This window comes from Phytopseudomonas daroniae (genome assembly GCF_004327275.1).
In the GTDB taxonomy this organism is placed as follows: Bacteria; Pseudomonadota; Gammaproteobacteria; order Pseudomonadales; family Pseudomonadaceae; genus Aquipseudomonas; species Aquipseudomonas daroniae.
Genome location: NZ_QJUJ01000003.1, coordinates 192411 through 205732 on the forward strand (window position 1 = coordinate 192411; position 13322 = coordinate 205732).

Annotated in this window: 13 protein-coding genes; 2 read left to right on the forward strand and 11 right to left on the reverse strand. The window is 63.7% G+C overall.

Translation table 11 applies throughout. The features are described 5' to 3' along the window. The first annotated feature begins 172 nt into the window (after nt 1-172). Nucleotides 173-562 carry a helicase gene (locus tag DNK10_RS08905; protein ID WP_131179978.1) on the forward strand — a complete coding sequence of 130 codons (390 nt, stop codon included), beginning with the start codon at nt 173-175 and terminating at the stop codon, nt 560-562. Nucleotides 563-616: 54 nt separating this feature from the next. Here DNK10_RS08905 and DNK10_RS08910 read toward each other — a convergent pair whose 3' ends face one another. The 6 genes from DNK10_RS08910 to exbB form a co-directional block, all read right to left on the reverse strand. Continuing rightward, nucleotides 617-2023 carry an aminoacyl-tRNA deacylase and HDOD domain-containing protein gene (locus tag DNK10_RS08910; protein ID WP_131191295.1) on the reverse strand — a complete coding sequence of 469 codons (1407 nt, stop codon included), beginning with the start codon at nt 2021-2023 and terminating at the stop codon, nt 617-619. A gap of 94 nt (nt 2024-2117) precedes the next feature. Next, complete coding sequence (gene recG / locus DNK10_RS08915) at nt 2118-4193, reverse strand: ATP-dependent DNA helicase RecG (RefSeq protein WP_131191296.1); 2076 nt, start codon at nt 4191-4193, stop codon at nt 2118-2120. A gap of 8 nt (nt 4194-4201) precedes the next feature. Then, complete coding sequence (locus DNK10_RS08920) at nt 4202-5125, reverse strand: hydrogen peroxide-inducible genes activator (protein ID WP_070880375.1); 924 nt, start codon at nt 5123-5125, stop codon at nt 4202-4204. A gap of 161 nt (nt 5126-5286) precedes the next feature. Further along, the gene (locus DNK10_RS08925) at nt 5287-6033 is read right to left on the reverse strand and encodes an energy transducer TonB (protein ID WP_131179981.1); all 747 of its coding nucleotides are present in this window, start codon (nt 6031-6033) and stop codon (nt 5287-5289) included. Further along, nucleotides 6030-6455 (reverse strand): TonB system transport protein ExbD, encoded by a 426-nt coding sequence (gene exbD / locus DNK10_RS08930; RefSeq protein ID WP_131191297.1) that lies wholly within the window; start codon nt 6453-6455, stop codon nt 6030-6032. Before exbD ends, DNK10_RS08925 begins: the two co-directional genes overlap by 4 nt. Before the next feature lie 4 nt (nt 6456-6459). After that, nucleotides 6460-7608 carry a tonB-system energizer ExbB gene (gene exbB / locus DNK10_RS08935; protein WP_131191298.1) on the reverse strand — a complete coding sequence of 383 codons (1149 nt, stop codon included), beginning with the start codon at nt 7606-7608 and terminating at the stop codon, nt 6460-6462. A 168-nt stretch (nt 7609-7776) separates the two neighbouring features. Between exbB and DNK10_RS08940 the strand changes: the two genes are divergently transcribed. Further along, a complete protein-coding gene (locus DNK10_RS08940; RefSeq protein WP_131191299.1) occupies nt 7777-8634 on the forward strand; it encodes an SDR family oxidoreductase in 858 nt (285 codons plus the stop codon). 41 nt (nt 8635-8675) lie between these two features. Here DNK10_RS08940 and DNK10_RS08945 read toward each other — a convergent pair whose 3' ends face one another. The 5 genes from DNK10_RS08945 to DNK10_RS08965 form a co-directional block, all read right to left on the reverse strand. Beyond that, a complete protein-coding gene (locus DNK10_RS08945; RefSeq protein ID WP_131179985.1) occupies nt 8676-9056 on the reverse strand; it encodes a RidA family protein in 381 nt (126 codons plus the stop codon). Nucleotides 9057-9116: 60 nt separating this feature from the next. Then, complete coding sequence (gene spoT, locus DNK10_RS08950) at nt 9117-11225, reverse strand: bifunctional GTP diphosphokinase/guanosine-3',5'-bis pyrophosphate 3'-pyrophosphohydrolase (RefSeq protein WP_131179986.1); 2109 nt, start codon at nt 11223-11225, stop codon at nt 9117-9119. A gap of 60 nt (nt 11226-11285) precedes the next feature. Next, nucleotides 11286-11549: a DNA-directed RNA polymerase subunit omega gene (rpoZ, locus tag DNK10_RS08955; RefSeq protein WP_131179987.1), complete on the reverse strand. Its 264-nt coding sequence runs from the start codon at nt 11547-11549 to the stop codon at nt 11286-11288. A gap of 198 nt (nt 11550-11747) precedes the next feature. Next, on the reverse strand, nt 11748-12368 hold the full coding sequence (gene gmk, locus DNK10_RS08960; RefSeq protein ID WP_131191300.1) for a guanylate kinase: 621 nt from the start codon (nt 12366-12368) through the stop codon (nt 11748-11750). A 56-nt stretch (nt 12369-12424) separates the two neighbouring features. Next, the gene (locus tag DNK10_RS08965) at nt 12425-13288 is read right to left on the reverse strand and encodes a YicC/YloC family endoribonuclease (protein ID WP_131179989.1); all 864 of its coding nucleotides are present in this window, start codon (nt 13286-13288) and stop codon (nt 12425-12427) included. Nucleotides 13289-13322: the final 34 nt, after the last annotated feature.

Here is a 13322-nt window from a genome sequence, read left to right on the forward strand (position 1 = left end):
GGTCTGTTGACGTCTCTGCGCAACCTGTAAGTCATCAGCGCGGCAGTTTTGATATGTCAGCAGACCCTCATCCCCCAGAGTCGGCGCTAGCCGTCATCCATAAGGCCGGCTGCCAGGCTTCCGGCAAGTCGCTACAATGCGCGGCCTTCGTATCTAGCCAACAGGCCATGTCATGAAATTCCGTTTTCTTCTGTGGATGCTGGGCCGTCTCATGGCCAGGGCAAGTCGTGACAATCCGGCGTTTCGCCAGCAATTGGAGGGGCGCGACCTGGTGTTCCAGCTGCATACGCTGGATGGCAAGATCGCCCGCCACTTCATCGTCAGCGAGCAACGCGTCAGCAGCAAGCGCGGTACGGTCAGCGAGCCGGCCTTCGCCATCGGTTTCAAGGATGCGGCCCATGGTTTCGCCACCCTGACGGCGAAAAACAAGCAACTGGCTTTCATGCAGGGTATCCAGAACAAGGACATCCAGATTCAGGGCAATCCTGCTCTGGTGATCTGGTTCCAGGGCCTGACCAAATACCTGCGTCCCAAGCGCCCGGCCGACAAGAAAGCGGCCTGATTCAGCGGGGAGCGTTCGCGGCCACAGGCAAGGCGAGTGGCCGCGGCTGCAGCGTCAGTTCGGCGAGCCGAACTGCTGCGAAGCGAGATCGCGCAGGGCGACCTCTGCGGCCAGTACCTTGCTCAGCGCTTCCTCGGCCTTGTCCCGGCTGATGCCCAGATTGTCGAGCAGGCTTTGCGGAATCTCGCGCTCGGGTCCGGTACCAATATCGTGGTTGCGCAGCAGGCTGACCGCCAGATAGACCAGGTTCGGGTAGGTGGAGTGGTTGCCGCTGTAGCTCGGGTCGTGCTGGAAGCGCAGGGAAACCGCCAGTTCCTCGGGCATGTCCCAGTAGCGCATCAGCCAGGAGCCGATCTGTTCGCGGCTGATACCCAGCAGATGCTGCTCGATGTAGCTGTGCGGCAGGTGCTGGTTGACCTCCAGGTGCCGGCAGATCAGCGAGAAATGCGGCGGAAACACGTGGGCCAGCACCAGATTGCCGAAGTTGTGCAGCAGGCCGGCCAGGTAGGTCAGCCCCGCTTCCGGGCGTTGCGCACGCGGCATGGCGCGGGTCAGCCCTTCGATCACGGCGGCGGTGTAGATCGCTTGTTGCCAGTAGGGCGTGGTCTGCTGCGGTTGATCCTTGGGCAGGCTGAGCGTCTTGCCCAGTGCCAGGCCCAGCGCCAGGTTGATCACCAGATCGAAGCCCAGCACGCGCACGATGGCGTCTTCCACTGAACGGATCTTGCCGGGTGCGGCGTAGTAGGGCGATGCCGCCCAGCTCACCACCTGGGCTGCCAGGGCCGGGTCGGTCTCGACCACGCCGGTGATGTCATCGACGGTGGCGTTGGGGTCGACCCGCAGCTTGATGATCTTCTGTGCGGTTTCCGCCAGGGGCGGAATCTCGATGGTCTCTTCCAGGCGCTGCTGGATACGCCGCGCCGTGAAGGCCTGAACCGCGTGATTGATCTCGTTGCGATCGTCATCGGGGCGGTTGAGGTTGGGCCGAACCTTGCTCACGGGTTCGCCGAAGCGGGCGGCACTGGCCTTGCCCAGCAGACCCTTGAAGGCATCGGTGTACAGTTCCAGCAGCACGCCGGGCTCGCCCGACTGGATATACAGGCTCGGCGCCTCGAGCAGGCGTTCGTCGTACAGGCAAGGCGAGCTGGTCAACGCGGGGATGCCAGGCAGCACGCGCAGGTCATGCTTGCCGAGCATGCGATCAAGGCGCTCGGGCTTGACTGCCGTCAGCTTGCGGCCGGTCAGTTCGGCCAGGCGATTGAGGTCGAGCAACTGGTTCTGCGGAAATAGCACCAGCAGGGCGCCTACGGCATCCTCGAGCAGAACGGTCTGCACGCGCTGTGCCGTCGGCAGCCCAGGCTGCTCGTTGCGTACCTGGTAGCTCAGACCGAGATTTTCCAGCAACTGACGAATCACCAGAGGCGGTTGGGGGGAGGTGTCGGCGATGGCTACTTCAGTCATGACGTGTTCCGTCGTAAAGGGGGCTCAGCCCCCAAAGTATAACCAGCAAGCTGACGATGCGGCCTCGTGAGCCGACCACCGTCCTGTGTAACGCTCAGACTTGCCCATATTGTTGACCATGACGCAGCCAGCGTTCCAGCAGCGGGCTGACATGTTGTGGCCAGTGCTCCAGCAGTGCCTGCGCCGCATCGCGAACCGCCGGCAGCAGGTCGGCATCACGCATCAGATCGGCTACCTTGAACTGCAGCAGGCCGGTTTGTCGAGTGCCGAGCATTTCTCCGGGGCCGCGCAGTTCCAGATCCTTTTCCGCGATGATGAAGCCATCACAAGTTTCGCGCATGATGCCCAGCCGCTCGCGACCGATCTGTGACAGCGGCGGGTGGTAGAGCAGCACGCAGTGGCTGGCAGCGCTGCCACGGCCGACTCGGCCACGTAGCTGGTGCAGTTGGGCCAGGCCGAGGCGCTCGGGGTTCTCGATGATCATCAGACTGGCGTTGGGAACGTCGACGCCCACCTCGATTACCGTGGTGGCCACCAGCAGTTGCAGTTGACCCTGTTTGAACTGATCCATCACCGCAGCTTTCTCGGCGGGCTTCATGCGCCCGTGGATCAGGCCGACCTGCTGGCCGACAAGAGCGGCCGCCAGATCCTCGTAGGTGGTTTCTGCCGCCTGGCAGGTCAGCTCCTCGGATTCTTCGATCAGCGTGCACACCCAATAGGCCTGACGGCCTTCGTTGCAGGCCGAGCGCACTCGCTCTACCACTTCGAAGCGGCGGCTGTCGGCGACCAGCACGGTGTTCACCGGCGTGCGGCCTGGCGGCAGTTCGTCGAGGATCGAGGTGTCCAGATCGGCGTAGGCACTCATCGCCAGCGTGCGCGGGATGGGGGTGGCAGTCATGATCAACTGGTGTGGGCAGAGGCGGCCACCCACACCTTTCTGGCGCAGAGCCAGGCGTTGCTGCACGCCGAAACGGTGTTGTTCGTCGATGATCGCCAGGGCCAGGTTGCGAAAGCGCACCTCTTCCTGGAACAGCGCGTGGGTACCGACCACCATGGGGGCACCGGCGGCGATCTGCTCCAGGGCGGTGACACGCGCCTTGCCCTTCAGCTTGCCGGCCAGCCAGGCGGTTTCCAGGCCCAGTGGCTGCAACCATCGTGTGAAGTTGAGGTAATGCTGTTCGGCGAGGATTTCCGTGGGTGCCATCAGCGCGACTTGGTAACCGGCTTCGATCGCCTGCAACGCGGCGAAAGCCGCGACCACGGTCTTGCCGGCACCGACGTCGCCCTGCACCAGGCGCAGCATCGGCTCACCCTGGCTCAGGTCGTAGGCGATTTCCGCGCCGACCCGTTGCTGCGCGCCGGTGGGGTTGAAACCGAGGTTGGCAAGGAACTGCTTCGGCAACTTTTGTGCGACAGGCAGCGCAGGTGCTCGCTGAGCGCGAGCGCTTTCTCGCAGGCGCTGCATCGACAGCTGATGGGTGAGCAGTTCTTCGAAGGCCAGCCGGTGCTGGGCCCAATGACGGCCTTCGGCGAGCTCCTCGAGGTCGGCATCCGGTGGCGGACGGTGGAGGTAGCGGATTGCCTGATCCAGCGGCGCCAGCTGATAGTCGTCGGCCAGCTCGCGGGGCAGCCAGTCCGGCAGGCTGCGCGGGCCGAGCCGGGCCAGAGCCTGTTCGCTGAGCTGGCGCAGGCGCTGCTGGGTGAGGCCCTCGGTGGTCGGGTAGATCGGTGTCAGCGTCTGCTCCACGGTGACCGATTCGCCGCCGGATAGCGCGCGGTACTCCGGGTGGTAGATTTCCAGGCCGGAGGAGCCGGGGCGCACCTCGCCATAGCAGCGCACCTGGGTGCCACGTTTGAGGCCTTCCTTTTGCGCATTGCTGAAATGGTAGAAACGCAGGCTGAGCGTGCCGCTGCCATCGTTCAGGCGTACCAACAGGCTGCGGCGCCTGCCCATGACCACGTCGGCCCCCGCCACCACGCCCTCGACCACCGCATCCTGGCCTGGCCGCAAGGCGCCGATGGGCACGATGCGGGTGCGATCCTGGTAGCGCAGTGGCAGGTGGAAAAGGATGTCCTGCAGGGTTTCCAGGCCAACCTTGGCGAGTTTCTCCGCCAAGGCCGCGCCAACGCCTTTGAGATCGGTGACGGGGATCGTCGACAGCTCGCTCATCGCTGCCCTCAGACGCTGCGGGGCAGTGGTTTGGCGACCGAGCACAGGCGGATGGAGTCAGCCAGCACCTCAATGGCCTTGGGCCGCGGGAAACTGGCGCGCCAGGCGATGGCCACGGTGCGGAAGGGCGCCGGTGGGCTGAGTGGGCGTACTTCGATCACGCCGGGGGCGTAGTGGTGGCTGTCTACCGCCGAGAACGGCAGGATCGACACACCGAGCCCGGAGGCGACCATGTGGCGGATGGTTTCCAGGGAACTGGACTCCACCGTGGTGTGCTTGGCCTGTTCCTCGCCCTTGCGCAGGGTCGGGCAGGCTTCCAGCACCTGGTCGCGGAAGCAGTGGCCCTCGCCGAGCAGCAGCAGGCTCTTGTCGTTGAGCAGCTTGGTATCGATGGTCTTCATCGCCGTCCAGGGGTGATCCGCCGGCAGCAGCGCGTAGAAGGGCTCGTCATACAGCGGCAAGGTCAGCACGTCGGCTTCCTGGAAGGGCAGGGCGACGATGATCGCGTCCAGCTCGCCGGTGCGCAGCTTGTCACGCAGCACATGGGTGAAGTTTTCTTCGATATACAGCGGCATCTGGGTGGCCACGCGGTGCAGCTGCGGGATCAGGTGCGGGAACAGGTAAGGGCCGACGGTATAGATGGCGCCGATCTTCAACGGTGCCGCCAGCTGGTTCTTGCCGGCCTGGGCCAGTTCGCGGATGCCCTGGGCCTGCTCCAATACCTTCTGCGCCTGAGTGACGATGCCTTCGCCGACCGGAGTCAGGCGCACCGCGCTCTTGCTGCGCTCGAAAATCAGTACGCCCAGCTCGTCTTCGAGCTTCTTCACGCCGACCGACAGGGTAGGCTGGCTAACGTGGCAGCGCTCCGCGGCTCGGCCGAAATGTTGTTCCTGAGCGAGCGTCACGATGTAGCGCAGTTCAGTGAGGGTCATAGTCTTAGTCCATTGAGATGCAGCCAAGCATAGCCGCTGTCTTCCATGTAACCAACCACTGAGGTTGCCCGGATACGTGTCTGCGGGGCGGATGTTGCAGGAGGGGAAGGGGTTCGAGGTATCCGCCCCGGCTTTCTGGCCGGGGCGGATATCGATGCGCATCAGCGACCGCGGCCGCGCTCCAGCGAGTAGATGAACGGCGCGACGATTTCCACGCTGCCATCCTTGAGCATTTCCGCTGGCGGTTTCGGCAGCGGCTGCGCGCGGCGGATCATCTGCAGCGTGGCCCGATCCAGGGAGGCGCTGCTGGATTTGCCGACCAGCGTGTACGACAGCACCATGCCATTGGCATCGACCACGAAGCGCAAGCGGTTGACGCCTTCAAGACCGCGGCGGCGCGCGTCTTCCGGGTAACGCTTGTACTTGGCCAAATGGGTAAGCAACTGGCTCTGCCAGGTGACTTCGGCCTTGCTGGGTGAGCTCACTGGCGCCTGCTGTGGTGCTGCCGGCTTGGCTTCGGCCGGTGCCGGAGGCGCGGGTGGCGCGTCTTCTGGCGGCTCGTCCTGAGGCTCCGGAGGCTTGGGCTCTGGTGGCTTGGGTTTCGGCGGCTTTGGTTTGGGCTTCGGCTTGGGTTTCGGCGGCGTCACCGCCAGCGTCGGCTTGGGCGCTTCGACCAGTTTCGGCTGAGGCTCGGGCTCCTCCGGAACGACTTCCGGTGGTGGCGGCGGAGCAGGCTTCGGCGCGGCTGGGGGCAGCGGTTCCAGTTCGACGATCATGGCTGCGGGCGGCAGCTCGATGGGCGTCGCCTGGGGCTGCCAGTACATGGCCCAGAGGAACAGGCCGATGTGCAGCCCAACCACGATGACCAGGCTACCGAACCAGGAGAACGTGCGGCTGGATTTCTTCATTGCGCGCCGACCGTCTCCAGGCCTACCAGGCCGATTTTCAGGTAACCGGTGCCGCGCAGGGTGTCCATGACTTCCATCAGGTCGCCATATTCAACGCCCTTGTCGCCGCGTACGAAGATGGTCTTGTCCTTGTCATTCTGCGTCAGCCTGTCCAGCGCCGCGCCGAGCACGGCCGGCTGTACCTCGTCGTTGTCGAGGAACAGCTTCTTGTCTTCCTTGATGCTCAGGTAGATGGGCTTGTCCGGCCGTGGCGCCGGCTTGGCGCTGGAGGCGGGCAGGTCGATCTTCACGTCGACGGTGGCCAGCGGCGCGGCGACCATGAAGATGATCAGCAGCACCAGCATCACGTCGATGAAGGGCGTGACGTTGATCTCGTGGTTTTCCTGGAGATCGTCGCCGTTTTCGTTGAGATGAAGACCCATGGCCTTAACCCGCCTTGACCATGTGAGGCTGCTGAGTGCGATCGCTGTTCGGCAGCATGTCCAGATCACGGCTGACCAGCAGCAATACCTGGGCGGAGGCATCGGCTACCTGCGCCTTGTAGGCGCTGATCGAACGCGAGAAGGCGTTGTAGATGATGACGGCCGGAATCGCGGCAACCAGGCCCAGAGCGGTAGCCAGCAATGCTTCGGCGATACCGGGGGCGACCACGGCGAGGTTGGTGGTCTGGGTTTTGGCGATACCGATAAAGCTGTTCATGATGCCCCACACGGTACCGAACAGGCCGACGAACGGCGCGGTGGAACCGATGGTGGCGAGTACCCCGGTGCCCTTGCTCATGTCACGGCCACAGGCGCCGACCAGGCGCTCGAGACGGAAGCTGACGCGCTCCTTGATACCTTCCTTCTCGCGGCTGGTGGCCGAGAGTTTCAGTTCTTCGCGGGCGTCTTCGAGGAGGATCTCGCTGAAGCTGTGCTTGGCGCGGGCCTGCTCGCTGGCCTCGGCCAGATTGCGGGCACCTTTCAACTCGACGATTTCACGGCTCAGACGACGGCGGGCGGTAACCAGCTCGATGGTCTTGGCGATCCAGATGGTCCAGGTCAGGATCGAAGCTAGTACCAAGCCGATCATCACGGTTTTGACCACCACGTCGGCGCCTTGATACATGCCCCATGGGGACAGATCGTGGAATACCGCTTCTGCTTCGGCGGCCGGATCTTGGCTCAGTGCCTGGGCATCGGCGCTCTGCTGGGCGGCGAGGGCCTGCTGCAGTCTTTCGGCATCCTGCGGCGCGATATCGTTTTCGCTGAAGAACTGCTGGCGCGCTTCGCTGAGCTGTTCCGGCGTGGCCTGAGGGCCCAGTGCTTCTAGCTTTTCGCCCAGGGCATCGACCTGTGCCGTGGCCTCAGGCGACAGCGGTTCGGCTTGCACTTGGGGGGCGTCGGCAGGCTGTTCGCCATTGGCGGGTGCCTGCTGCGCGCTTGCGGCTGGTTCGGCTGGCGCGGTGACCGATTGATCGGCGAAACTCGCGGTCGGCGCCAGCGTCAGGCTGAGCAGCAGTGCGAGGAGCGCGCCGAGGCGTTGCGGCCGAGCGACGACGATGGTTGGCTTAGCGCTATGGGCGGTAGAGTTCATGCTTGCCGGACCTAAGTGTGATGACGGTGACCTGCACAGGCGAAGCGCTGCGCGGCAAAAAAGGCTGAACATTATTGCAAGTAATTCTTGTTTATGAAAGCGATAACGTAACTGTATTACATTCAGGTCGTCGTATTAGAGCGTCCGCCGAGGGACAGAGGGGCAGTGATGAAAACAGTTGCAAGCGTGATGATCGCCGGGTGCGGGGATGTCGGAAGTCGCCTGGCCGTGCGTCTGCGTGACGCGGGCTGGCAGGTCTACGGCATGCGCCGGACGGTGTCCGAATTGCCCGAAGGCATCCTGCCGGTGGCTGGGGATCTGCACGAACCAGGTTGTCCCGACCAGTGGCCGCAGGGTGATCTGGATTATCTGGTGTATAGCGCGGCCGCCTCGCAGCACGATGAACCCGGCTATCGGCAGGCGTACGTCGACGGTCTGCGCCATGTGCTGAGCTGGCTGCAATCCCGTGGGCAGCGCCCGAAGCGTCTGCTGTTCGTCTCCAGTAGTGGCGTATACGCCCAGGCGGATGGCGAGTGGATCGACGAAACCTCGCCTGCACAGGCGCAGAGTTACTCGGGCCGGGTGATGTGCGAGGCCGAGCAGGTGGCCTGGAACAGTGATATCCCGGCAACCGTGGTGCGCCTGACGGGTATTTATGGGCCGGGCCGCGAGTGGCTGCTCAAGCAGGTGCGCATGGGCTACCGCGTGTCGGTCGAGCCGCCGCTCTACGGCAATCGCATTCACGCCGATGACGCGGCAGGGTTGCTGGCGTTTCTGCTGCAGGCCGAGTCGGCAGGCGAGCCACTGGATGACTGCTATATCGGTGTCGATGACGAACCGGCGCCGCTGCATGAAGTAGTGGGCTGGTTGCGCCAGCGGCTCGGGGTCGAGCATTGGTCGGAAGAGTCAGCCGTGCGCCGCTCCGGCAGCAAGCGCTGCAGTAACGCGCGGGCGCGGGCGTTGGGCTGGTCGCCGCAGTATCCCAGCTATCGCGAGGGCTATGCCGCGGTGTTGCGCGAGGGGTGAGGCAGGCCGCCCGGAGTGTGCGCTCCGGGCGTGAACCGTGGTCAGTCGATGACCAGGATGCCGTCCATCTCTACCTGTGAGCCCTTCGGCAGGGCGGCCACGCCGATGGCGGCGCGGGCAGGATAGGGCTGCTGGAAGTAGCGGCCCATGACTTCGTTGACGGTGGCGAAGTGGGAGAGATCGGTGAGGAAGATGTTCAGCTTGACCACGTCCTTGAACGAGCCGCCGGCTGCTTCGATGACCGACTTGAGGTTCTCGAACACCTGCACGGTCTGCGCTTCGAAACCTTCCACCAGCTCCATCGTCTTCGGATCCAGAGGGATCTGCCCGGACAGGTAAACGGTGTTGCCGGCCTTGATGGCCTGGGAATAGGTGCCGATGGCGGCTGGGGCTTTATCGGTGTTGATGACGGTCTTGCTCATAAGGGCTCCTTGGTGAAGATGCGCGAGGCGCATCGGTCATGGCTGGCCTGAGCGAGTCGGTCAGGCCTTGACGCGGGTGATGCGCATGACGCCGGGCAGGGTGCGCAGCTTCTTGATCACTCGGGCCAGGTGTACGCGGTCGTGCACGCTGACCACCAGTTGTACCACGCTGACGCGCCCGTCGCGTTCGTCCATGCTGATCTTTTCGATGTTGCCGTCGGCGGCATTGACGCTGCCGGCCAGCAGGGCAATAAGGCCGCGCTGGTGCTCCAGCTCGACGCGCAGTTCGACATTGAACTCGCCCGTCACATCCTTGGCCCAGGACAGCTGGATGCATTTTTCCGGGTTGTGGCGTACTTCGCTGATATTGCGGCAGGTGTCCATGTGCACAACCATGCCCTTGCCGGCCGACAGGTGACCGACGATGGGGTCGCCGGGAATCGGCGTACAGCACTTGGCGTAGCTGAGCACCAGGCCCTCGGTACCGCGAATGGCCAGCGGGCTTTCGGCGTTGGGTAGCTCCTCGCCCTCGCTGGCCAGCAGGCGGCGAGCGACCACGTAAGCCATGCGGTTGCCCAGGCCGATGTCCTCGAGCAGATCCTCGAAGGTCTCCAGGCGGTATTCGGTGAGCACCGCCTGCTGGCGCTCGGGCTGCAGCTTGTCCAGATGGCTTTCGAAGCTGGCCAGTACCTTGTTGAGCAGGCGTTCGCCGAGGTTGATCGACTCCGAGCGGCGCTGTTGCTTGAGGGCATGGCGAATATGGGTGCGCGCCTTGCCGGTGACCACGAAGTTCAGCCAGGCCGGGTTGGGGCGCGCGCCGGGAGCGCTGACGATTTCCACCGTGGAGCCGCTTTCCAGAGCCTGGGACAGTGGCGCGAGGCGGCGATTGATGCGGCAGGCGATGCAGGTGTTGCCGACATCGGTGTGCACCGCGTAGGCGAAGTCCACCGCCGTGGAGCCCTTCGGCAGCTCCATGATGCGGCCCTTGGGCGTGAACACGTAGACCTCGTCCGGGAACAGGTCGATCTTCACGCTTTCGATGAATTCCAGCGAGTTGCCGGCGCGTTGCTGCATTTCCAGCACGCCCTTGACCCACTGGCGCGCGCGGGCATGGTTGCCCTTCGGCGTTTCATCTTCGTTGGATTTGTACAGCCAGTGCGCGGCGATGCCGTTGTTGGCCATCTCTTCCATCTCGCGGGTGCGAATCTGGATCTCGATGGGCACGCCATGCATACCGAACAGCGTGGTGTGCAACGACTGGTAGCCGTTGGCCTTGGGGATCGCGATGTAATCCTTGAAGCGGCCCGGCAGCGGCTTGTACAGATTGTGCACGGCGCCCAGGACGCGATAGCAGGTGTCGACCTTGTCGACCACGATGCGGAAGGCGTACACGTCCATGATCTCGTTGAAGGCCCGGCGCTTGCCGCGCATCTTCTGGTAAATGCTGTACAGGTGCTTCTCGCGGCCCATCACTTCGCCGCTCAACCCCTCGCGTTCGAGGCAGTGCAGCAGCGACTCCTCGATGCGGGTGACGATTTCCTTGCGGTTGCCACGGGCGCGGCGCACGGCGGCGCGGATACGCTCGGAGCGCATCGGGTGCATGGCCTTGAAGCCGAGATCCTCGAATTCCACGCGCATGCTGTGCATGCCCAGCCGGTTGGCGATGGGGGCGTAGATTTCCAGGGTTTCCTTGGCGATACGTCGGCGTTTCTCGCCGGACAGCACTTCCAGGGTGCGCATGTTATGCAGGCGGTCGGCCAGTTTGACCAGGATCACGCGGATATCGCGGGCCATGGCCATGGCCATTTTCTGGAAGTTCTCGGCCTGGGCCTCGGCCTTGGTCTCGAAATTCATCTGGGTCAGCTTGCTGACCCCGTCCACCAGTTCCGCCACCGATTCGCCGAACTGCGCGTGCAGGGCTTCCTTGGCGATGCCGGTGTCCTCGATCACGTCATGCAGCATCGCGGCCATCAGGCTCTGATGATCCATATGCATGTCGGCGAGGATGCTGGCCACGGCCAGCGGATGGGTGACGTAGGCTTCACCGCTGCGGCGGCGTTGCCCGTCGTGCGCCTGTTCGGCGTAGAAGTAGGCGCGACGAACCAGGTTGACCTGTTCGTCACCCAGGTAGGTCGAAAGTCGATCGGCGAGGGCGTCTATGCTCGGCATGGGACGCTCCCTTGCCAGGCCTTGTGCACCTGCGACGTACGCTTTCGACCACGCATAGGCTTACAGAGGCTCGTTCGCCTCTTCGTCGAAGGCAGCGAACAGCGGCTCTTCTTCGATGATGTCTTCCTGAGCGACGATATCGGCATCTACCAGGCCGCTGGCGATTTCGCGCAGGGCGACCACGGTCGGCTTGTCGTTTTCCCACGCCACTTTAGGCTCTTTACCGCCGGTAGCGATCTGACGAGCGCGCTTGGTGGCGAGCATGACCAGCTCGAAGCGGTTATCGACGTTGTCCAGGCAATCTTCAACGGTAACGCGGGCCATGGTGTTCCTCGTAGCGAATGCAAAAATAAGCTGGGCCAAATAAATGGGCGAGCGGACTGGATAGTCTAGCGCAGCTACAAGCTACAAGCTACAAGCTACAAGCTACAAGCTACAAGCTACAAGCTACAAGCTACAAGCTACAAGCTGAGGCGCCCCTCTGCTTTGCTCTTGCTTGCAACTTGAGGCTTGTAGCTGTTTTCAGGCCAGCAGCTCGTTCAGCAATCCCAGGTGGCGCTGTTGCTGGGCCGGCTGCAGCAGTTGATTGGCGCGGAAGATCGACTTCAGGTCGCTGAGGGCGTGGGAGAAGTCGTCATTGATCACGATGTAGTCGTACTCGATGTAGTGGCTCATCTCGTTGACCGCTTCGCGCATGCGCTGCTCGATCACTTCGCCGCTGTCCTGGCCGCGGTTGGTCAGGCGGTGGCGCAGGGCTTCCTGGGTGGGCGGCAGGATGAAGATCGAGCGCGCCTGCGGCATCAGTCGGCGCACCTGTTCGGCGCCCTGCCAGTCGATTTCCAGAATCAGGTCGAACCCTTCCGCCAGGGTCTGCTCGACCCAGGCCTGGGACGTGCCGTAGAGGTTGCCGAAGACTTCGGCGTGCTCCAGGAAGGCATTCTTGTCGAGCATGGCGTGGAACTGCTCGCGAGCGACGAAGTGGTAGTTGACGCCGTCTGTCTCGCCCGGACGCATGGTGCGTGTGGTGTGGGACACGGACACGCGGATGCGCGGCTCGCTGTCGATGAGGGCTTTGACCAGGCTGGTCTTGCCGGCACCGGAAGGCGCAGAAACGATGTAGAGGGTGCCGGTAGTGGTGCTCATGGATCTGTCCTGAAACGGTTGGGTCGGGAGGTCGCGCAGCAGAGGCCGGGCGCCGATTATTCGATGTTCTGCACCTGTTCGCGCATCTGCTCGATCAACACCTTGAGGTTGACCGCCGCTTGAGTGCTGCGCGGATCGAAGGCCTTGGAGCCCAGGGTATTGGCTTCGCGGTTGAGTTCCTGCATCAGGAAGTCCAGGCGTCGGCCTGCCGCACCACCCGCCTTGAGCACGCGGCGTACTTCGCTGACGTGGGTGTTCAGGCGATCCAGCTCTTCGGCAACGTCGCTCTTTTGCGCCAGCATCACCAGTTCCTGCTCGAGGCGCTGGGGGTCGAGCTCGGCCTGCATTTCACGACAGCGCTCGAGAATCTTCTGGCGCTGCACGTCGAGCATCTGCGGCACCAGCTCGCGCAGGGCGGCCACTTCGTCCTGCATGCTGTCGAGGCGTTCGTTGAGCAGCTTGGCCAGCTCGGCGCCTTCGCGGCTACGGCCTTTCTTCAGCTCATCCAGGGCGCTGCCGAACAGGGCCAGGGCGGATTTATTGAGTGTCTGAGGGTCGCTGCTGTCGGCCACCAGTACGCCGGGCCATGCCAGCACTTCCAGGGCGTTGAGCGGGGCCGGCTGCTTGATCAGCGCGGCCACGCTTTCCGCGGCGGCGATCAGTTGCGTGGCCTTGTCGCGGTCGACCTGCAAGGGTTTGCCGGCGCTGTCTTCGGTGAAGCGCAGGGTGCATTCCACCTTGCCGCGCGACAGGCCCTGACGCAGCGCCTCGCGGATCGCGCCTTCGAGGTCGCGGAAAGCTTCCGGCAGGCGCAGATGGGGTTCGAGGTAGCGGTGGTTGACCGAGCGCAGCTCCCAGCTCAGGGTGCCGTTGGCACCTGCCTGCTCGGTGCGGGCGAAGGCCGTCATGCTGTGGATCATGCTGCTTACCTCGTGAAATTTTTCCGGTTTGGCG